Genomic DNA, 19,873 nt, shown 5'->3' on the forward strand with positions numbered 1-19,873 from the left:
TCAAAACTGAAAAAACAATAAGCAGTTTTTAAGGTTCAATATTCTTCACCAACACTTAGTTTAGACATCAAGCTTTATAACCAAGAACGGTATAACCAAATAAATCATCAAGTGGCTTATTTGGTTTTTTTATGAGAAGTTTTACACCCCATAAGCTAATACTTTTCTACATAAAACTAGAAATCTAAAACTTTTATCACATCGTAAGCTGGTGTTTCATATGGGTGCGCCTCTTTTAACGCAGCAATAGTAGCATCGATAAATGCTTCATCAACAACCATTTCAACTCGCCATTCATTGACCGTTTCTAAACTATCCTGTGTCCCAATATGCGGTTCACTACCTGATAAGGGCACAAACTGACCAGTTCCTTGTATCTGCCAACAGCATTGCTCATAGTCTCCGATTTTACCAGCACCAGCAGTAAACAGAGCAGACTTTACTTGGTCTAACGCTTCATCAGGAATAAACACGGTCAACTTATACATCGATTTACCTCATTAAATAGTTTGAAACCTCAATCTATTAGTTCTTAGATAAGGAAGGATGATCGGTCCATATATAACGTAGCAGCCAGTCTTTGGCGTCACCTGCATAATCAATACCAATACGCGTGCGCAATGATACTGGAGGTTGGCAATCATCATCCTCTATCCAAACAGCTGATGTCGGAGAGATAGGTTTGCCATATAGATCCCGATCGATTTGCAAGCGTTTGGTTAATTTGCCAGGGCCTGCGAACTGCCTAGGATGTGTAAACTGCTTATCTGGACTGAGCTGCTGTTCTTCAATCAGACGGTCACTATCATCGGTCAAAAAACCGGCGCGAATCAGTACCGATTCAGGCGACTCTTTAGAGCCACTAATAAAATTTAGCATATGATGCACACCGTAGGTCAAATAGACATAAAACACACCGCCTTGCTCATACATAATCTCTGTGCGTGCCGTTCGAGTGCCTGCATGTGAGTGACAGGCGTGATCATCTCGACCAATATAGGCCTCGGTCTCAGAGATACGCATACGCAATATTTTTTCTGATCCATCGCTATCGGTTAGTTTTCGACATAAGACCTTACCAATCAGATCAGCAGCGACCACGCAGGTGGGGCGAGTAAACCAGTTAGGCTCTAAAATAATTGATGAAGCAATAGACATTAGCTAAACCTTTTCTTATTTTTATGGTCTAATTAATATGAATAAGTACTCATAAATTAGCACAAAAGTAAGATAAGGTATCGAGGATAGTGTTGGCGCTATGTTTGATTTTTTATACGAGCTAAACAACAAACCTGTGCCTAAAGAGTGATACTGGTTGGTTGATAAATAAACGAGAATTACAGTCTGTTATAAGTAGTCTGTTAATAGGTTTAGAGCGCAAAACAACTGGTTCCGCTAGAGTATACATTAGGATGACCAATCTGGTGCTTTCGCTGGTTCGACACCCTACATGGGAACTATACTCTCAAATAATAGACTCATGCTAATCAAATAGCTTTTCAACAAACAGTTCATAATTAAAATCACCTTCTCTATCCATAAACTCTGGATTCAAAACGCCTGTATTCGGATATAGAATTGCCCACCAATTCTTATCAGGAGATAGTCTATCAATTTCAGCGCTTACAGCCATGCTAGACTGTATCGGCAAACCTGAAAAATCATTTGTTATTAAATGTGCCAAAAGTTCTTTGATTTTCTGTTTTTCCTGTTCTTCATTTAATTTAGAACCGTTAAATACCTCATCAAAAAACTCGTCGTGCTTTAACTTAAGGTTTCCATCAATCTCATCAACGTAGTCGTTAGTCCAGAAAATTAAATCACTCCAATATCGATATGGAGAAATTCGACTGATTTCATCCAAAACTTTGTCATCTTCTTGCTCACTTAAAGTATTTGATAATAACTTATCAATAAGAATGGTCGTTTTTTCTCTAATTTCTTCTTGTTTCATATTATTTTCGTCTCAGAATAATTTAGTCAAAACCATTTAACATAACGTTCGTAACGACTCATACTATCAATTTCATGGTATATAAATTTATACCTAATGTTAGTATTCCGATGCCTGTATAGCGCACCGATCACTAATGGAATATTTATGGTAAGTACACCATGAAGTACACTGCGACTGTTTCAGTGAGCAAAGCCGTTGATACTATTAGCCCATAGCCAAAGATTCAAGTCCTCACTAGGGAACCATAATAAATATAATGCAATAAAAAAACTGAGCACATGGCTCAGTTTTTTATTACACGCTAAGTATCAGCTACTTATTTTAATGGTACACCAATACGGTCAGCGACTTCTTCATAAGCTTCGATGACATCACCTAATGACTGACGGAAACGGTCTTTATCAAGTTTCTTCTTAGTGTTCTTATCCCAGATACGGCAACCATCTGGTGAGAACTCATCACCTAATACGATACGGTCATGGAATACGCCAAATTCTAGTTTAAAATCAACTAGAATTAAATCACCTGCATCAAACAACGCCTTCAATACATCGTTAACTTGATAAGTTAGCTCTTCCATCTTTGCCAACTGCTCTTTGGTCGCCCAATCAAGAGAGACAGAAAGTGATTCGTTGACCATCGGATCACCTAGCGCATCATCTTTATAAAAAAGCTCATAAGTTGGCGGCGTCAGTGCCTGACCTTCTTCTAAGCCTAAACGACGTACCAAACTACCAGCTGCAAAGTTACGCACCACGCACTCTACAGGAATCATATCCAAGCGTTTAACCAATACTTCGTCGTCAGATAATTGCTTCTCGAAATGTGTTTCGATACCAGCATCAGACAGCTTTTGCATGATAAAAGCATTAAAGCGGTTATTAACCACACCTTTACGTGCCAGTTGTTCGATGCGCTTACCATCAAGCGCTGAGGTATCATCACGGAAGTGCAAAATCAGAAGATCATTGTCTTCTGTTTCATAGACAGATTTGGCTTTACCTTTATACAGCAGTTGTTGCTTTTGCATTATGGGGGTTCCTGTTCGTTCAAGCTTATGTGGTAAAAACGCGCAGCTACCGCTGACTGATGTAAGGTACATGGTTTGCGGCTGTGATAAAAAACGCAAAAGTCAGCGATATAGATAAGGGAATAAGTTTAGTTCGAAGTGTTGCTAACAGCACGCTGAGGTTTTGGCAGCTGATACTGATTGCCAGATTCATTTTGTAGTTTGAGCGTGTTCGCCCCAGCATTCGGTGTTGAATACAAAGGCACAAAAGGCGCCGTTTCTTGAGCAGCAGGTAGCTCTATCGGTGCAAGCTTTTTGCTTTGTTGGTAATCTAAGCTACCGTTGTCACGCTTACCAAGCAAGTTTTTAGTCGCTTGACAGCCACTCAATACCAAAGTGCTACCCAAAACCAAGGTCAGCATGGCTGGAAATAATTTTGTCGTTGATGATACTTTCATCATGTTGTCTCTCTGAATTAGCAGTTATTGCTTATTTAAGCGATTGACTTGTCCTGATAAGTTGACCTGCTGCTAGTCGAATGATGGGCATTAAACTAGCAACAAACCTCAAGTCACTGAAGATCAGTTTATCGTATGTTTGCTCGAATCAAAGCTTCATCAATCGTCGCATGATGCTGTTCCGCTAACCAGACTAATGGTAAGCGAATACCTTTATCGATAATGCCCATTTTATGCAGCGCATACTTTGCTGGAATAGGACTTGACTCGATAAACAGGTCACGGTGCAGATGTTTGACCACGTCATGGATTTTACCAGCCGTTTCAAAATCACCACGCAAACCCGCAGCGAAAGTCTCGCTCATGGCTTTTGGCGCTACGTTAGCCGTGACTGAAATATTGCCCTTGCCACCTACTTTCATTAGATCAAACGCAGTGCCGTCGTCACCAGACAACACAACCATTCTATCGCCAACGGCTTTAATCAATTGCTCACCGCGACCGACAGATCCTGTCGCATCTTTGATAGCAACGATATTATCGATATCACACAAACGCTCAACCGTTTCTTGAGCAATATCAACCACTGTGCGTCCAGGCACGTTATACAACATTTGCGGTATATTTACGGCTTTAGCAATGGCTTGATAATGTTGGAACAGACCTTCTTGTGGCGGCTTATTGTAGTAGGGAGCAACGAGCAACGCACAGTCTGCACCTGCATCAGCAGCATCCTGAGTCAACTTGATAGCTTCCATCGTGTTATTGGCACCTGTGCCAGCGATGACTGGTACACGACCTTTGACATGCTGAACAAAATAGCGAATGACATCGCTATGCTCTTGCATAGATAGGGTCGCTGATTCACCAGTAGTACCAACAGCCACAAGGCAATGCGTACCCTGCTCAATCTGCCAATCTATGAGATCTGCGAGACGTTTATAGTCGACCGTGCCGTCAGGGTGCATGGGCGTTACCAAAGCTACCATTGAGCCTTGTAGTCGGGTTTTTATCTCGTCGTATGCTGTGCTCATAACCGTGCCTTACTGTATTATCCTAGCTTTTATTAAAGCTGTCACATGATAGGTCGTTTGCAAGTGGCCATTGCTTTATATGTGTTGAACAACGCTGATGGCGTAACTTGCTTGATGTTAATGCTGTGTCTCTATTTACTATAATAGCGTTTGTGTCATAAATCATTATATATACAAATCGATATCGTGATGGCACGCTACCAAAAGTAATGGGCGTACTTACCAACCGATAGAAATACAATAATAAGAGTGCTCGTTAGTGTAGCATATTTTGATTTGACCGCTATCAATCAATTAGCAGTCAATACATAAATTTAATACCCAAAAAAACGCGCATTATTTTTTGCTGAAATATATAAAACTTGGCCAAAAACCCTGAAAATAAACAATCGTACTACTAAAGAAGCAGTTTAGCGTAATCAATGTGCGCTGATAAGTCTCTTATGTAATATTAACGAATCGTCAACACATCGATAGTAGGTCGATAGAATCGAAAAGGCAACCCTCTCGTACCGATGCCGCTACTGACAAATATCTGTGCATTTGCATGTTGGTACAAACCACGCTGCTTGCCCATACGACTGTTATAGAACAACACCGATTGCTCACTACTTCGTCGAATATCGTTCTGCTTTTGAGCCAGCAATATGTTTTTTTGAATAGCTTTTGCAGCGCCAGTTATCAATAAAGGACGTGGCTGTAAAGATTTTGGTAGATCACTGATACTATCAAATCTTGAAGCCAAAATAATAACGGGACTGGTGGCATTGGCAATTTCTGTTCCAAGCGCTGCTTTATCAGCCGCCTCTGACGTGACGATATCTGTTGGCTTCTTAGGCATATCTTGCCAGCCACAAAGTACCGCTACTAGTGAGTTTATCTTTGAATGGTCTTGCTCAATGTTATCTGACTTATTGCTTTTAGAATTTGGTTGACTGGTGACTGACTGCTCATTTGTCGCTCTCGCACATCTGAGTGGCAACGACGTACATTGCTGACCGATATATTTGATATCAAGTACGTCAAAAGTACTGGCCAATGTATCCTCTAATAGTGGCTGACCTTGTTTGGTCGTATTCATAGACTGGTAACACAAGTCCGAGGTACTCATGACTGTATAAACAGGTTTATTAACCCCTTTGAACAGCATTAACTGACCTACTAAATCTGCGCTTGGATAGTATAGCCAGTCGCCAGTAATTAGTACGGCATCTGCTGATAAGGCATTGATAGTAGAGACCAGCTTACGAATATGACGCGGCTTACCGCCATATATTCCTATGCGTAAGTCTGCCAGTACCGCAACTTTGAGCGGTGTAGACAAATCTAAATCAATATAATGTTGTTCTAATCGTAAACGGTTGGGTTGCACAATGACAGTATAAAAATATAAACCCATCATCAGTATTGCCATCAGTACAGTAGGTAGAGACAGCTGTGCCAGTATCAGGCCCTGTGACCAAACCATGATAAGCAATATTGCCCAAACGGGCATTGTGTAAGCGGCATAATACAATGCTAGCTTTACCCAAATACGCATAAAACGATTGGTAGGATTGGCATTAAACGTTTGTAGCCCTGACCACAGTGCAATGTACGCTAGCAATCCTGCTGACGTCGTTGTAATAAGCGTATGTAGAGCGGGGTCAGTCATAATTACCTAGCGGTTGCATAATGGTACGAGCCTACTAAGCGACTCGGGCCACCTTAGAGCGTATTGATTGATCAATAACTCACTTAACGAATGGATTGCTATTGAGGTCGCACTCTTAGCTGTTTGATAAAAAACCAAACATTATAGAGGTCGACCTCCATGATAGACAAGCACAATTATTGACGTGCGCGCTGCCTTTATATGCTTAACCATATTCTAAGCCAAATAATTAGCACCATTAACAGTCACGCTTTAATCATGACACCTATTCAATACGTAAACCAATAATAGCAGGAATGCCTTGGCGTATAACTTCTATAGTGACCACGCCTTTTTTAGGAAGAGAAGAGATAGCACCTGAAAAGTCTGCCACTGTTTCGATCGGATTTTGATGAAAATTAGTAATGACATCGCCTGCCAGAATCCCTGAGCGCGCAGCCAATCCAGTAGGATCCACTGTGGTAACCAATATGCCTGTTTTATTATCCACAGCTATTTCTGCTTGTTCATCTGCCGTCAACTCGCGTAAACGCAGGCCCAACTGTACATCATCATTTTGCTCATCACCACTCTGTGCTCTTACATCATTAGGCGCATAAGCAAGCTTACCGCTAATCATCATCTGCTTACCATCACGCTGAATCCGTGCACGGAAGGAGTCACTTGGGCGCGCCCGATTGAGCAAATTCAGCAAATCGGATGCTTCCATGATTTCTACATCATTGTATTGCAAAATGATATCACCAGATTTGAGGCCTGATTTTTGTGCTGGCGAATCTGGCGATACACGAGTCAGTAAGGCACCTTGAGGGCGTTCTAAATTGTAAGCTTCAGCCAAATTACGATCGATATCTTGTGGATAAACCCCTAGATACGCACGCGCTACTTCACCATCGTTCTTTAACTGCTCATAGATATCCATGGCAGCATCAATCGGGATCGAGAATGACAGTCCCATATAACCGCCAGTACCACTGAAAATACGTGAATTAATACCAATCACTTCACCGCGCTGGTTAAATAGGGGCCCGCCAGAGTTACCTGGGTTTAGTGCCACATCTGTCTGGATAAACGGCACACTGGTCTCACGCGAGAAGCTACGCGACTTGGCACTAACAATACCAGCAGAAGCTGAATAGTCAAAACCAAATGGCGAACCGATTGCCAATACTGGCTCCCCTACTTTTAGACCACTTGAGTCACCAATAGGCAATGCAGGAAATTGATTGCCCTCAACTTTTAACACGGCCACATCTGAGCGCTCGTCACTACCAACCAAAGTTGCATCAAGCTCGGTTCTATCATTGAGCGTCACAGTGATTTTGTCCGCACCTGCGATGACATGATGATTGGTCAGCATATAACCATTGGAGGTGATAAAAAAAGCCGTACCATAAGCATGTTCAATCGCTGGCGTCGCGACTCGATCTGGAATACGCAGTCGATCACCAAAGAACTGACGCAATACTTCAGCAGTTTGAGCCTTAGCAAGCTCAGCTTCACTAATCGTTTTGGTGACATTAACGCGTGCAACTGCTGGCGTGACCTGTTGCACCAAACCAGAGAAGTCAGCCGTAGTGACTGCAGCCTGAGCACTGTTTATCGTCGTGACATTAATACTAGCGAACATCGCTGTACTGACAGCGAGTCCCAAGGCACTACGTTGTAACCAGCGCTGCATATTGGCGGTGGTCTGTCCTTTGAACATATTGATAGGCATTTTGTCCTCCATATGATTAATCGCTGTTGTCCACAGCCACATTATGATTGTCAGCGATCAGTATATGCCATTTTATGGTGCTAACAATATTACCCTGTGCGTGACGTGCACACCCAACGCAGCTACTGTATGATAAATAAAAACTTAAATCATTGCGCTAAGACTTTTTACATAGTGCAGGATAGCCCACGGCAGCGTTATTTTATATAGGTCTTATACATTTTTATGGCTGCAAGATAGCTTTTTAGCAGGTACGGCTTACATCAGCTTGAAATAAAATCATGGTATGATGTCAAACCAAATATTTTACTAAACAAACAAAAGTTAGTCTTTTTATAAGGCTGTTTATTACAGGATTATAAACTGACTATCATCACTCTTGTTTTCCATCTTTTGCATTTCTAGAATATTATTATTTATCTAGAAGCGCTTTTGTCTTTGCTACTTTATCGTAGTTATATCATATCTAGCTTATGCTGTGATTCCACGATGGCTATCCGTGCGACGGCCTAGCTACAATAGAAACGAATGACAACCTATAGCTACATACACGATAGCAACTATCTTATAACTGCTATCGATAGATATAAAATATGACAAGATTATAAAAGGATTAATTTATGGATACCGCCCTTTTGCTATCCGGCGTGGTTGGGATTGGCATTGCCGCCCAATGGTTGGCTTGGTATTTAAAGCAACCATCCATTTTATTTTTATTACTGATTGGTATTATCGTCGGTCCGGTGCTGGGTGTATTTGACCCAGATTTAGTATTGGGCGAGTTGATGTTTCCTTTCATCTCTTTGGGCGTAGCGATTATCCTATTTGAAGGCTCGTTAACGCTAGAGTTCGATGAGATTAAGCAACATGGTACCGTGGTACAGATGTTGGTATCAGTCGGTGTACTGATTACTATCGCTATCGTGGCACTATCGACTTATTTACTATTCGATGTCGATCCGCTGATTGCTCTGCTCTTCGGTGCATTGGTCTGTGTGACTGGGCCAACAGTGATTATGCCGCTGCTGCGTAGTGTACGCCCTAACAAAACCATTTCCAACATCTTGAAATGGGAAGGTATTATCATTGATCCAATCGGCGCTATCGCTGTGGTATTGGTTTATGAGTACATTATCTCAGGCGGCGAAGCCAGTAGCATTCTACTATTTGCTAAGATTGTTGTATTGGCTACTGCAATGGGTATGGCCGGCGCTTGGCTACTTGCGTTCCTTATGCGCCGTCATATGATTCCTGAGTTCTTGCGTAATGTCTTTACCTTAGCATTTGTACTGGTTTTATTTTCGATATCAAATCATCTAGAACATGAATCCGGTCTATTGACCGTCACAGTATTGGGCGTGGCATTGGCGAACTGGCCAAAGTTCCCACGTGAGACGATTTTAGAATTTAATGAGTCGTTGACCATTTTGCTGATTTCAGTGCTGTTCATTATTCTAGCGGCACGTGTCGAACTGGCAAGCTTGCTCAGCGTCGGCTTCGCAGGATTAGTACTGCTCGCTATCGTGATGTTTGTGGCACGTCCATTATCGGTTTGGGCATCGGCTATCGGCTCCAACCTTAAGACCAATGAAAAGCTGATGATTAGCTGGATTGGCCCACGTGGTATCGTCGCTGCTGCAATCTCATCCCTGTTTGCAATTCGTTTGCAAGAGTATGATATCCAAGGCGTTGAGCTGCTTGTACCGCTGGTATTTATGGTCATCATTGGTACGGTCATGATTCAGGGCTTGGGTGCAAAGCTCGTCGGTAATTTACTTGGCGTACGTGAACCTGAGACCAACGGTATCCTTATCGTTGGCTCAAACCCAATTGCGCTACTGATTGCTACTTCTCTCAAAGATCAGGGCTTCGACGTCATCGTTGCGCACAATAACTACACCAATATTGCACGCGCACGCATGAGCGGTCTGCGTACTTACTTTGGTAATCCCATCTCTGATCACGCAGATCATCATCTGGATCTAATCGGTATTGGCCGTCTGTTTGCGATGAGTATGGACAAAGAAATGAACACGTTGTCCGAGATTCACTATCGCCATGAATTTGGTGAGCGTAAGCTGTACCGTCTTAAATTCAGTGACGAAAAAGTCAAAAGCGAGCGTGATGATAAGCAATCAAACTTCCATTCACAATGGTTGTTTGGCAAAGATGCGACCTATACCAAGCTTGCTAGTATGCTGTCCAAAAAAGCTCGAATTAAAATCACCAACATCACGGATAGCTATAGCTTTGAGCAGTATAAAGCGGACAATAAGCAATTCGTACCGCTGTATACGGTGGACAAAGAAGGCAAACTGCATGTCATTACAGATAAATTTGACGGTACCGTACCTCGTGACCGTAAGCTTATATCACTAGTGGTAGACGATGAGGTACAGCCAAAGCCAGTCGATGTAACGCCTAAGCAAGAGCAGGCTCGCATGGCAGCAGATGCTAACTTTGAGTCTAACTCAAAAGCTCCTGACAAGCGCAAAGAGCAAGAGCCTAGCCCTGATGGCAACCAGACAGCAGCCTCAGAGTCTTCGGCAGATAGTGATAAAGATGATAAGCAAAATACCGCTAATCAGTCATCAAAGACACAAAGCAGTAGCACCGAGACTAAGTCAACTTCTAGTACTGCCACAGAGAAAAGTGAGTCAGTAGAAGCACCAAAAACGGCTGCTACTAATGTGGATAATAAAGGCGTCATGTCTGCAAACTCGACAGCGACTTCGAAGACCAAAACCTCCACGAACAGTAATGGCAATGGTAGTGCACCTAAAAATAAAAAAGGAGCGCTTGACCCAAACCGTCTACCTGACTCAGGTCAAGATAGCGATGCCTCTAGCACTACTGATGAGGATGTGAAAGTAGGCAAACCAGACGACCAATAGTCTGCGGTGTTATCTGATTTATTAACTTAAAGATGCAAAACTTACCTCAAAAAAAGCCCCAGCAATATGCTGGGGCTTTTTTTTAATACTAGCTGGCTGTCTAACTAATTATCGATACATCTACCTGCCTTATAAATCTACTTGGCGAAATTTAATTATTTAATATCGAATTTGTTCATAACGGTCTGCCATATACGCGCACTTACATCATCTGTACTGCCTGACGCATCAATACGCTGTATGCGCTCGGGATACTCATTCGCAAGCTGACTAAAGCCAGTATGCACCCAAGTAAAGAATTCCGTAGCCTGCTGCTCAAAACGATCTGCCGCACTGCGCTTATTGGCACGCTGCATACCCTCTACTACTGGCAAATCCAACCACAAGGTTAGCTCAGGAAGCTGCGTCACAAATTGTTTAATAAGCATATCGATTTTACCGCGTACCAACTCGTCGCCATAGGCACGCCCAAACCCTTGATACGCAATAGTAGAGTCGGTGAACCGATCACATATCACCCACGTACCATTTTGGAGTGCTGGTAAGATAACCTGCTGCATATGGTCACAGCGCGCCGCAAATAATAGCAACAGCTCGGTATCGTCTTCGATATCAGTCGCTGGATCTAGTAATATGTCACGCAACTGCTCAGCAAATGGACTACCACCCGGCTCACGAGTACGCAGATATGGAATACCATTATCTTCTAACCGCAAGCACAACTGTTCAATTGCGGTGGTTTTTCCTACGCCTTCAGTCCCCTCAAAACTAACAAAGCGCCCTAAAGTAGATGCTGTATTTAAAGCGTTTGATTCAGGTAGATTCGATAATGGTGTGCTGCTATGTGACGGTATTGCGCTGGTATGCATAGATACTGACATGATATGACCTTATGTCATTGGTGAGCGCTACATCTATTTTGTAGCACTCAATAAACGATAAGTTTTATAAGAATATTAAAAAGGAATATTACTGCGATGGCGTTTGAGATTTTTTCTCACGCATGACGCTGAGATAGTCTTTTACCGCTTCATTGTGTTCAGCCAAGCTATTGGTGAATTTGTGCCCACCATTGCCCGTTGCCACAAAATACAACGCTTCGCTATCAGCAGGATGTAAGGTCGCTTCGATAGAGGCCGCTGATGGTAGCGCAATTGGCGTTGGTGGTAAACCATCAATTTGGTAGGTGTTGTAAGACGTCTTTTCGTTGATGTCTTTGCGGCGGATATTGCCATCATAACGACTGCCCATACCATAGATAATAGTTGGATCTGTCTGCATGCGCATATTTTTATTCAAGCGATTTCTAAATACGGCAGAAACTAAAGGACGTTCATCAGCAACGGCAGTCTCCTTTTCAATGATAGATGCCATGACTAACGCTTCATACGGACTCTTATAAGGCAGATTCGGCGCACGGTTTTCCCACGCATCAGTCAGTACCTGCTGCTGACGTTTATATAAGTCAGTAAGTACTTCTTTATCGCTACTTCCTTCACCGTAATAATAGGTATTAGGCGCGAACCAACCTTCAAGATTATAGTTAACAATCGGGTCGTTACTATTAGCCACACTGTCTGGCAATATACCCGTCAAATCTAATGCTTGGGCGATACTGGCATTATCACTATCTGTGGTCAGGACTTCTTTTTCGATTTTGTCATTATCACGCAGCGCTTGATAAAGGTCTTTAGAGGTCTTGCCTTCGATGATTTGTACTTTGACCATGGCCGCTTTTGCACCTTGACCTAGTATTTGTAGCGCCTCAGCGATAGTCGGGTTTTCAGGTAATTGATACGTCCCAGCATGCAATGGCGCATCGACTTGCGATTTGATATATAGTTTGGCCACACCTGCCGAAAACAGTGGAATCTGCTGCCACTGCGGTAGTAGTCCATAATAAGTCTGACCTGTCTCAATCGTCACCATTTGCTGCGGCTGCTCAATACGACCAAACAACGTCTGATAAACCATGATCAAGAAAAATGCAGCAATAAGCCCTAACACCAGCAGTACTTGATAGCCGCGCTGCATAAAAAACGATGGGTTATTAACTTTATATTGACGCGGTTTACTGTCGCCACTGATGAGCGAGACGTTGGTTGCTGGCGTTGCAGGTGTGTCCTCTACCCCATCTGCCACGGTTTGATCGTCCGGTAGCGTAGTATCGACACGCTCCTCGACTGTGCCATCTTGCTTGTTCGACGGCGCCTCATTGGGACGTTCAGGTGGTATATTGGGTGTGGGCTTGCTCATGGCAACTCGCGAGGCAGATGTTTGCTAGAATTTAGCACTGAACCGTGCGATTTTCAATGGTATTTGCTTAGCTTATGAATTATCTTGCTATTGGTAATAGTTGATATGGCTTAATACTTAGGCATTTTTTACAGTATTCTCAGCTTATCTATTAATAGTGAAAAAATCTTATGAACCTACATTTTAATCAAAGTCTTGCCAAAAATTATCACTCTGAACCTCAAAAAGTTCGCGTACTCAGTGAAGCGTGGGTAAAAGAAAATAGTTACTGCACCAATTGTAACGCCCAATCGCTAGCTGAGTTTGCTAACAATAAACCTGTCGCTGATTTTTATTGCGAAAATTGTGATGAGCAATATGAGCTAAAAAGTAAAAAAGCCAAGTTAAGCAATATTGTCAATGATGGTGCTTATAAGACGATGATTGAGCGTATCAATAGTAAGGATAACCCCAGCTTCTTCTTTTTAACCTACTCAAAAGAATACACTGTTAATAATTTTCTGATTATTCCCAAGCACTTCTTTACGCCCGATATTATTGTTAAGCGTAAGCCGTTATCAGTGACGGCCAAACGAGCAGGTTGGGTTGGTTGCAATATTGACTTACGCCAAGTACCCGAATCGGGCAAAGTGTTTTTGGTCAAAAACCAACAAGTTATACCGCGTGAAAATGTCACCCAACAGTTCCAAAAGACTTTATTTTTACGCAAGCAATCTATGGCTTCACGTGGCTGGACACTCGATGTCTGGCAATGTATAGATAGACTCGATACTCATTTTTCTCTAAAGCAAGTTTATGGTTTTTCTGGTGAGTTGCAGCTCAAACATCCTGATAACAACCATGTGAAAGATAAAATTCGCCAACAGTTACAAGTATTACGAGATAAAGGCATCATTGAATTTGTGAGCCGTGGTCATTATCGAAAGTTATACTAAGAACACTTATCACTCCATAATGGTAAACCTTTGGCAGCAACCAAACGACCGTAAAATTTATGAGGCGGGTAATCTAGCTCTAGCTCGTCATTTACTTTAAAGAAGTCTTTCACATTGCCATCGAGACAGGTATAAGCTCGATTTTTTACCTGTTTATTCCAGCTAATTAGCAGCCCTAACGGAGTGCGAGAAGATTTAGTAAAAGCCTGTCTTTCGGTTGTAATCGCGCACATCACAGTATCTTCGTGAAATCGCTTATCTAAACCTTGTTCGATGACTTCTTGACGGGTATGCGCATAATTAAACACACTCCCAAATGCTGTGTATTTTCTATCTTTCTTAGAATAAACAATACTAAATGCTATCTGTGAATAACAAGGTAAGTGAATCATTTCATCAGGATGTCTTTTCGCTGCACAGCAAACTTTATTAAATATCATCAATCGACGAATTTGTAGTGGAATTCGTTGATCTTCATATGTAGTGCGCATTTATTATCCCCTGTTAGATAATATTGGATAGAATGCAATCATTGATCGATTAACATCAGTACGCAATACTCGTTAACAAAAGACGATCAATTATGAAGAACGTTATTGGAGATGTTCATCACTCAATAGATTTCTTGCAAAAGCACCAGTGCACTAACTTCAATTGACGGAGCCACAAAGGCTAGTGATGATTTATGTAAGAAGGCTGATACGTCATATGAACACAGTATCAAGATTATAATATTACAGCCGCTAAAATTTATTAGCAGCTATAACTATAAGTGGTAACTTAATTGTGAGTTTCGTATAACATAGTAATTATTTCGAATTATATCAGACGCCTTTCGTTATAACGTTTAGGTCTAGGTTCGCCTTGATTGTCACGATATACATCTGCAATTAACTCATCTCTATCGTCCCATAGTGGCAGACGCGCTGTCGCAACTAGACGGTCATGAAACTTATGCGGTGGGTAATCCGAATCAATTTCATCATTTATCCGAAAAAAAACTTCTTCACGATAGTCAACATAAGCATGCATTCTATTCTTTACATATTTATTCCAATACCACACTAATTGTATAGGTGTACTAGCTGGACGAGTAAACTGCTTTAAATTAACAGTTAGCGCACATTTTACTGGCTCGTCGTTAGGAAAAATGCGAATACGTTGCTCAATAACTTCTTCGGGTGTTTGTGCATACTCAAACACACCACCAAAAGCTATAAATTTCTTGAAATCCTTTAGATATATAACTCCGAGTGATAACTGAGTAAATTTTAATAAATGAATAATTTGATCAGGTTCTTTCTTCGCTAATTTACAGATTTCATCGAAAACCATCAAACGCCGGATTTGTAGCGGGATACTTTCATTTTCATAAACTTCGTACATTGACTTATCTCCTTATTAGATAAGCAGCATTGATTGATTTGCTGTACGACACAAGACCACGTAACAAAAGACGATCACTTCTTTTGAGCGCTTTTGCTAATCTATTTGGCATCGATAAAAAACAGATTTTGAATATGACAACTTTTAATTATTGAGAACAGTTATGATAAAGAAAGGCGATTTGAATACTTATCAAATAGAGGTGGTCGAAACGATGAGTGCCATTATAGAAGTGGTTGCAGAAGATAGTGAGACGGCCCTACTAAAAGCGCGAGGAATATATCGAAATGAAGATATTGTTTTATACCCAGATGATTTTATCGACACTAAATTCAATATCTTTCAATAACAGCTAGGCAGATTCAAAATCCACAACATCACCTGACAATAACGTCAGACTGCTCATTGGCATGATGCCGCGTAGTGCATTGCAAAAGAATAATTGCGTTAGTTTAGGTAAATCCTTATCTTGTAGCGGTCTTATTATGACTGGATATTGTGTCGTGGATAGTGCATCGATAATTACCTGACGCATGACGCCAGCAACTCCCGATTGAGCCATAGAAGGTGTGTACCACTGACCGGTGGTTAGGTAGTTGTCACCATCCTTATGGACATTCGATATGGCCTTAGATTCTGATAGTGGTACCTCTGCCAATTGATAGAATACATTACTCATCGTACCTTCGACCCACTGCCCGTTCATATCGCGCAGTAGCCCTTCACTAAGCGTTGAAGCAAGTTGAGTAGCCAATGGCTCAGATTTTATCTGCTGTAGCTCACCACTCGCGAGGACATTGTCTAAACGATTAAGGCTCTTGAGACCTGCCAGCGATGGTGGTAAGCAAGCAATTTGAGAGGACAAACATATCGACGAGGCGTTAGGTTGTATGGGTACCAGACTCCCATCAGGCAAAGACAGATGGAGCGCCGTAGAAACTTTTATTGCCGTAGCCTTTAGCCATATCTCACAGTTGCTACCACTTGCACTAGGTGTATAACCATAACCGCGCACATCCTGCGCAGCACGGGTTACTACCAATTTGAGCATACCTTGCTCTAACTGTTGTGCATACAGTTGCAGTACCGTTAGTAGCTTTTCGCTGTTTATATTTAGCTGCAAAGCTTCAGCATGAGAGACTAGCCGCTGATAATGATAATCTGACCATAGCATCAAACCATCGATGACACCCATCGTAGTAAAAAAACCGTCAGCGTATGCCAGTCCGCGATTATCTAGAGACATGGTTACCGTTTGGCTGGTTGTCCTATTAGTTTCGGTCACACTATCGTTTTCGGTCAAACTGCTGTCTTGTGGGTACAGACATACCCAGCCGTTTGGCACTGACGTTATATCAGTCATGGTTTAGCTATTATCTGTTTGAGCGGCGGCTTTATTGATAACCAGCATGCAGCTATAAAACTCACATTTTGCTAGCTCTATTTTTTGTCCACCAACCATTCTATTTTTGATGATTTGACTATTGAGCATATCGGCAACCATTTTACCGCCATCATTGCCCATCAGTTGACGCGATAGCTGATAGGCTTTTTTAGCATGATTTTGGCTCAACTCTTTTTCTTTGTCTGTGTCGGTAGGATTGGCATAGTACCAGCCCAGTTCTAAGTATTTTTCAGAGTCAATAATATCCAGATACGGTGCGTCCGTTTTCATAAAGCGATATTTAGCCGCTGGGTTACTGGCATAGTCTAGGCTGTTTTCGTCAGTGCTCACCACTTCTCCAAACACGGATTTTATACTATCTAACTCATCTACAGCGAGCGACTCTACCTCACCAGTTCCCCATGCTGCGATATCATATTTCACTGGCGTACCCTGCGGAACAGTGGCACCTTCTAGATCAGGATTGTTTGCACTGTCCTGTATTGGCTCATTCGTTGTTGCTTGCTCACTGGTCTCAGCATCTGGATTTTGCACATCGTCTTCAGTGCTGCCACAGCCACTGAGCGTCATACCAACTGCTATTATCGTACCGACTAGAAGGGTTTGTAGGTTAGGGTTCCACATGAATAGTTTACTCACATTTTTAGATTGATCTCAAAATAGTATTAACGAGCTGGCAAGAACGCCGCCGATAACGAATAATTTTCAATATAGAGCATATTTTATAAATATTATAATCTAGCAGTCATTACAGCATATTGATATAAGTTTCCATATTTTATAGTTTACCCAACTGCTCAGTACTTGACTACCTTTTACGTTACGCGGAGCACTCGCCGCGAGTACAGATTTGTTAAATATATAACGTACTAAAACTGTCTCTTTTTTTGAATGGAAAATAAAAAGCTATTTGTATGCTACTTACTTAAAGCTATTTTAATCTCACAATCTATTTTCAAAAATGACCAGTCAACCTCTAACAAATGCTACCAATATTTCATAATGTATTGGTTATAGCCACTTGATTTGTCAATCATAGCATTATCCCTTATGATGACTGAGCATCACTTATTGCTTCTTTTATAGTATTTCTACTCTCTAGCCAGCGGACTATTTATGATCCAACACTTTATCGTTATTGGCAATCCAATCGCTCATAGTAAATCTCCTGAGATTCATAAGCAGTTTGCTGTACAAGCAGGGATTGATATTAGCTATCAGCGTCAGTACTGCCCTAATGATACCGCCAGTTTTACGGCTGTTGTTGAAGCATTCTTTTGCGGTGGCGGTGTGGGTGCCAATGTGACAGTTCCTTTTAAACAAGTCGCTTATGATTGCTGTGCGGCGCGTGGTGGATTATCAGAACATGCCAAAACGGCAGGCGCGGTCAATACGTTGTTGTTGAACAAAACACTATTAGAAAACGGCGCACCAATTACTGAAGCACTCTATGGTGATAATACGGATGGGCAAGGACTTATCAACCACATTACGAGTATGGATTGGCCTTTGACCAACGCTCGTGTGGCGCTAATAGGTGCAGGTGGTGCAGCGCGTGGCGTGGTATTGCCATTATTTGAATCAGGTATTGCCTCTCTCACGATTGCCAATCGCACCGTGTCTAAGGCGGCCGATTTGGTAAATGAGCTAAGTGCAGCAAGCTCAGTAATCGATGAACAACATATCGAGGTTTGTGCCACCAACGAACTAAACAGCTCTTTTGACATTATCATCAATGCCACCTCTGTTGGTTTATCAGGTGATACGTTGCCGCTGGATGATGCTCTAAATTGTCAGTACGCGTATGACATGATGTATGGTCGTCCGCTGCCATTCTTACAGCATTTTGCCGCTCGCGGCGCACAGACGTCTGAAGGCTACGGTATGCTTATTGGGCAAGCCGCTTTAAGCTTTGAGCGTTGGACTGGTCATGCTATCGATGTGGCACAAGTGACAACAGTGTTAAATAGAAACAGTTAATCAAAGATAAGTCTTTGCAGAGCTATATTTTATTAACTAAAACGCAGTAACAGCCAGTTTTCAAAACGGCGGAGCGGTACACGTAATTTCGTAGAGTGTATCGCCAGACCACCAATCAGTCCAATCACACAGCCAAGCGCTGTATCAATCATACGCGCTTGAATAACGTCACTCGCGACTGGTGGTGCTGACATCGTACTACCATACTCGGCGATAAATATAGTCAATGGCGTGATAAATACCACTGCCAGTCCATAATGCCGATCGACAAATGATTCAATCAAAAACATCATACACAGTATCGCTATAGCGATGCCCCATACCGAGAGCCCCCAAGACAACATCCAACCTGCCACTATCATACCAGCCAATGTACCTAACAACCGATGCAGCTGTTTGATCCACATGGTTCGTAGCTGCATACCTTGAATGATAATAAAGCAGCTCATCGCTGCCCAATATGGATAAGGCAGCGCTAACAGAACAGCAACGACCAACGCCAAACTAACGAAACTTACCACGATAAGACTGTCGCTAATCATATCAGGCTGATAATCATAAACAGGTACGGAAGCCACTGGACGCGTCGCCAATAAAAACAAACTGTATAGTAACGCTAACAACATCGAGGAGCCGCTACCTAATATTACAAGCCCTATCGCTGAGAGCACTTGATCAATCGATACGGGGATAAAGAGCGCAATCGCACCTGCCATCAACACAAACAGTCCTGCTGGTGGCGGTTGCCGATAGTAACGACCTAACATCACTACGCCAATACCAATCAACATAAACACAGGTAGCCGTAACACTGGCAACAGCTGCGCGATCAGACCCAGCGCAAAGCTGAGTATCATCGCAAATCCCCAAGCCATCACCGTCACTAGACGATGTGGTAGCGCGCCTGCAAATGGTAGGTTTAAAATAATCATCGAGCCTAGCGAGGCTTTGATACCTGAAGATAAGTCACCAAAATAAGCCCCTACAAATACCGGAAAGCTGATAGCAATCGCCGCAATGATTGGCATATGCCATGGTCGCTGACTGCGATTGACTGTCAGTAAATGATTTAGCTCACCATCGATCAACCACTTAATACGAGTTAATAATGTGTTCAGCCAAGAGGATCGCTGTTGTTCTTTTAAGGTATTCATAAATGGCTTTTCCTATTTGATAAGTCCATTT

Annotated in this window: 19 protein-coding genes; 4 read left to right on the forward strand and 15 right to left on the reverse strand. The window is 42.2% G+C overall.

The features are described from left to right. Positions 1 to 176: 176 nt before the first annotated feature. The 8 genes from ACT3QN_RS02740 to ACT3QN_RS02775 form a co-directional block, all read right to left on the reverse strand. Positions 177 to 488 carry an NGG1p interacting factor NIF3 gene (locus tag ACT3QN_RS02740; RefSeq protein WP_444528808.1) on the reverse strand — a complete coding sequence of 104 codons (312 nt, stop codon included), beginning with the start codon at positions 486 to 488 and terminating at the stop codon, positions 177 to 179. A 37-nt stretch (positions 489 to 525) separates the two neighbouring features. Next, positions 526 to 1,158 (reverse strand): DNA-3-methyladenine glycosylase, encoded by a 633-nt coding sequence (locus tag ACT3QN_RS02745; protein ID WP_444528809.1) that lies wholly within the window; start codon positions 1,156 to 1,158, stop codon positions 526 to 528. Between the two features lie 325 nt (positions 1,159 to 1,483). Continuing rightward, positions 1,484 to 1,954 (reverse strand): hypothetical protein, encoded by a 471-nt coding sequence (locus ACT3QN_RS02750; protein ID WP_444528810.1) that lies wholly within the window; start codon positions 1,952 to 1,954, stop codon positions 1,484 to 1,486. 319 nt (positions 1,955 to 2,273) lie between these two features. Further along, positions 2,274 to 2,987: a phosphoribosylaminoimidazolesuccinocarboxamide synthase gene (gene purC / locus ACT3QN_RS02755; RefSeq protein ID WP_444519902.1), complete on the reverse strand. Its 714-nt coding sequence runs from the start codon at positions 2,985 to 2,987 to the stop codon at positions 2,274 to 2,276. A gap of 128 nt (positions 2,988 to 3,115) precedes the next feature. Further along, the gene (locus tag ACT3QN_RS02760) at positions 3,116 to 3,427 is read right to left on the reverse strand and encodes a hypothetical protein (RefSeq protein ID WP_444528811.1); all 312 of its coding nucleotides are present in this window, start codon (positions 3,425 to 3,427) and stop codon (positions 3,116 to 3,118) included. Between the two features lie 125 nt (positions 3,428 to 3,552). After that, entirely contained in the window at positions 3,553 to 4,458 is a 906-nt protein-coding gene (gene dapA, locus ACT3QN_RS02765; protein WP_444528033.1) for a 4-hydroxy-tetrahydrodipicolinate synthase, read from the reverse strand. Between the two features lie 451 nt (positions 4,459 to 4,909). After that, positions 4,910 to 6,112 (reverse strand): hypothetical protein, encoded by a 1,203-nt coding sequence (locus ACT3QN_RS02770; RefSeq protein WP_444528812.1) that lies wholly within the window; start codon positions 6,110 to 6,112, stop codon positions 4,910 to 4,912. A gap of 265 nt (positions 6,113 to 6,377) precedes the next feature. Continuing rightward, positions 6,378 to 7,742 carry a Do family serine endopeptidase gene (locus tag ACT3QN_RS02775; RefSeq protein WP_444528945.1) on the reverse strand — a complete coding sequence of 455 codons (1,365 nt, stop codon included), beginning with the start codon at positions 7,740 to 7,742 and terminating at the stop codon, positions 6,378 to 6,380. A gap of 710 nt (positions 7,743 to 8,452) precedes the next feature. Between ACT3QN_RS02775 and ACT3QN_RS02780 the strand changes: the two genes are divergently transcribed. Further along, positions 8,453 to 10,726: a cation:proton antiporter domain-containing protein gene (locus ACT3QN_RS02780; protein WP_444528813.1), complete on the forward strand. Its 2,274-nt coding sequence runs from the start codon at positions 8,453 to 8,455 to the stop codon at positions 10,724 to 10,726. Between the two features lie 155 nt (positions 10,727 to 10,881). On the opposite strand, the gene tmk is transcribed toward ACT3QN_RS02780, so the two are convergent. Together tmk and mltG are read right to left on the reverse strand one after the other, a co-directional pair. Then, positions 10,882 to 11,607, reverse strand: coding sequence for a dTMP kinase (tmk, locus tag ACT3QN_RS02785; protein WP_444528814.1), 726 nt, complete (start codon positions 11,605 to 11,607; stop codon positions 10,882 to 10,884). Between the two features lie 88 nt (positions 11,608 to 11,695). Next, positions 11,696 to 12,982 (reverse strand): endolytic transglycosylase MltG, encoded by a 1,287-nt coding sequence (gene mltG, locus ACT3QN_RS02790; RefSeq protein ID WP_444528815.1) that lies wholly within the window; start codon positions 12,980 to 12,982, stop codon positions 11,696 to 11,698. 170 nt (positions 12,983 to 13,152) lie between these two features. On the opposite strand from mltG, the gene ACT3QN_RS02795 reads away from it, so the two are divergent. After that, positions 13,153 to 13,917, forward strand: a complete 765-nt coding sequence (locus tag ACT3QN_RS02795; protein WP_444528816.1) for a DpnI domain-containing protein — start codon at positions 13,153 to 13,155, stop codon at positions 13,915 to 13,917. Here the strand turns inward: ACT3QN_RS02795 and ACT3QN_RS02800 are convergent. Together ACT3QN_RS02800 and ACT3QN_RS02805 are read right to left on the reverse strand one after the other, a co-directional pair. After that, positions 13,914 to 14,408 carry a hypothetical protein gene (locus ACT3QN_RS02800; RefSeq protein WP_444519910.1) on the reverse strand — a complete coding sequence of 165 codons (495 nt, stop codon included), beginning with the start codon at positions 14,406 to 14,408 and terminating at the stop codon, positions 13,914 to 13,916. The genes ACT3QN_RS02795 and ACT3QN_RS02800 overlap by 4 nt on opposite strands. Positions 14,409 to 14,736: 328 nt before the next feature. Next, positions 14,737 to 15,303 (reverse strand): hypothetical protein, encoded by a 567-nt coding sequence (locus ACT3QN_RS02805; protein WP_444528817.1) that lies wholly within the window; start codon positions 15,301 to 15,303, stop codon positions 14,737 to 14,739. 163 nt (positions 15,304 to 15,466) lie between these two features. Between ACT3QN_RS02805 and ACT3QN_RS02810 the strand changes: the two genes are divergently transcribed. Then, positions 15,467 to 15,652: a DpnD/PcfM family protein gene (locus tag ACT3QN_RS02810; protein WP_192520584.1), complete on the forward strand. Its 186-nt coding sequence runs from the start codon at positions 15,467 to 15,469 to the stop codon at positions 15,650 to 15,652. Between the two features lie 3 nt (positions 15,653 to 15,655). Here the strand turns inward: ACT3QN_RS02810 and ACT3QN_RS02815 are convergent, their stop codons facing one another. Then, positions 15,656 to 16,666, reverse strand: coding sequence for an aminotransferase class IV (locus ACT3QN_RS02815; RefSeq protein WP_444519912.1), 1,011 nt, complete (start codon positions 16,664 to 16,666; stop codon positions 15,656 to 15,658). A gap of 3 nt (positions 16,667 to 16,669) precedes the next feature. Continuing rightward, a complete protein-coding gene (locus ACT3QN_RS02820; protein WP_444519913.1) occupies positions 16,670 to 17,332 on the reverse strand; it encodes a hypothetical protein in 663 nt (220 codons plus the stop codon). Between the two features lie 492 nt (positions 17,333 to 17,824). On the opposite strand from ACT3QN_RS02820, the gene aroE reads away from it, so the two are divergent. Beyond that, positions 17,825 to 18,688 carry a shikimate dehydrogenase gene (aroE, locus tag ACT3QN_RS02825; RefSeq protein ID WP_444528818.1) on the forward strand — a complete coding sequence of 288 codons (864 nt, stop codon included), beginning with the start codon at positions 17,825 to 17,827 and terminating at the stop codon, positions 18,686 to 18,688. Positions 18,689 to 18,720: 32 nt separating this feature from the next. Here the strand turns inward: aroE and ACT3QN_RS02830 are convergent, their stop codons facing one another. Beyond that, entirely contained in the window at positions 18,721 to 19,842 is a 1,122-nt protein-coding gene (locus ACT3QN_RS02830) for an FUSC family protein (protein ID WP_444528819.1), read from the reverse strand. Positions 19,843 to 19,873 lie beyond the last annotated feature (31 nt).

It is taken from the genome of Psychrobacter sp. AOP7-C1-14, assembly GCF_052376135.1.
Lineage (GTDB): Bacteria > Pseudomonadota > Gammaproteobacteria > Pseudomonadales > Moraxellaceae > Psychrobacter.

What these genes read in the sequence shown, in the direction of transcription:
- mltG (WP_444528815.1), bottom strand. Translation starts at nt 12,982, where the DNA reads ATGAGCAAGCCCACACCCAATATACCACCTGAACGTCCCAATGAGGCG.
- ACT3QN_RS02805 (WP_444528817.1), bottom strand. Translation starts at nt 15,303, where the DNA reads ATGTACGAAGTTTATGAAAATGAAAGTATCCCGCTACAAATCCGGCGT.
- ACT3QN_RS02830 (WP_444528819.1), bottom strand. Translation starts at nt 19,842, where the DNA reads ATGAATACCTTAAAAGAACAACAGCGATCCTCTTGGCTGAACACATTA.
- ACT3QN_RS02780 (WP_444528813.1), top strand. Translation starts at nt 8,453, where the DNA reads ATGGATACCGCCCTTTTGCTATCCGGCGTGGTTGGGATTGGCATTGCC.
- ACT3QN_RS02810 (WP_192520584.1), top strand. Translation starts at nt 15,467, where the DNA reads ATGATAAAGAAAGGCGATTTGAATACTTATCAAATAGAGGTGGTCGAA.
- ACT3QN_RS02745 (WP_444528809.1), bottom strand. Translation starts at nt 1,158, where the DNA reads ATGTCTATTGCTTCATCAATTATTTTAGAGCCTAACTGGTTTACTCGC.
- ACT3QN_RS02815 (WP_444519912.1), bottom strand. Translation starts at nt 16,666, where the DNA reads ATGACTGATATAACGTCAGTGCCAAACGGCTGGGTATGTCTGTACCCA.
- dapA (WP_444528033.1), bottom strand. Translation starts at nt 4,458, where the DNA reads ATGAGCACAGCATACGACGAGATAAAAACCCGACTACAAGGCTCAATG.
- ACT3QN_RS02770 (WP_444528812.1), bottom strand. Translation starts at nt 6,112, where the DNA reads ATGACTGACCCCGCTCTACATACGCTTATTACAACGACGTCAGCAGGA.
- ACT3QN_RS02820 (WP_444519913.1), bottom strand. Translation starts at nt 17,332, where the DNA reads ATGTGGAACCCTAACCTACAAACCCTTCTAGTCGGTACGATAATAGCA.
- tmk (WP_444528814.1), bottom strand. Translation starts at nt 11,607, where the DNA reads ATGTCAGTATCTATGCATACCAGCGCAATACCGTCACATAGCAGCACA.
- ACT3QN_RS02795 (WP_444528816.1), top strand. Translation starts at nt 13,153, where the DNA reads ATGAACCTACATTTTAATCAAAGTCTTGCCAAAAATTATCACTCTGAA.
- ACT3QN_RS02800 (WP_444519910.1), bottom strand. Translation starts at nt 14,408, where the DNA reads ATGCGCACTACATATGAAGATCAACGAATTCCACTACAAATTCGTCGA.
- ACT3QN_RS02740 (WP_444528808.1), bottom strand. Translation starts at nt 488, where the DNA reads ATGTATAAGTTGACCGTGTTTATTCCTGATGAAGCGTTAGACCAAGTA.
- ACT3QN_RS02775 (WP_444528945.1), bottom strand. Translation starts at nt 7,742, where the DNA reads ATGTTCGCTAGTATTAATGTCACGACGATAAACAGTGCTCAGGCTGCA.
- ACT3QN_RS02760 (WP_444528811.1), bottom strand. Translation starts at nt 3,427, where the DNA reads ATGATGAAAGTATCATCAACGACAAAATTATTTCCAGCCATGCTGACC.
- purC (WP_444519902.1), bottom strand. Translation starts at nt 2,987, where the DNA reads ATGCAAAAGCAACAACTGCTGTATAAAGGTAAAGCCAAATCTGTCTAT.
- ACT3QN_RS02750 (WP_444528810.1), bottom strand. Translation starts at nt 1,954, where the DNA reads ATGAAACAAGAAGAAATTAGAGAAAAAACGACCATTCTTATTGATAAG.
- aroE (WP_444528818.1), top strand. Translation starts at nt 17,825, where the DNA reads ATGATCCAACACTTTATCGTTATTGGCAATCCAATCGCTCATAGTAAA.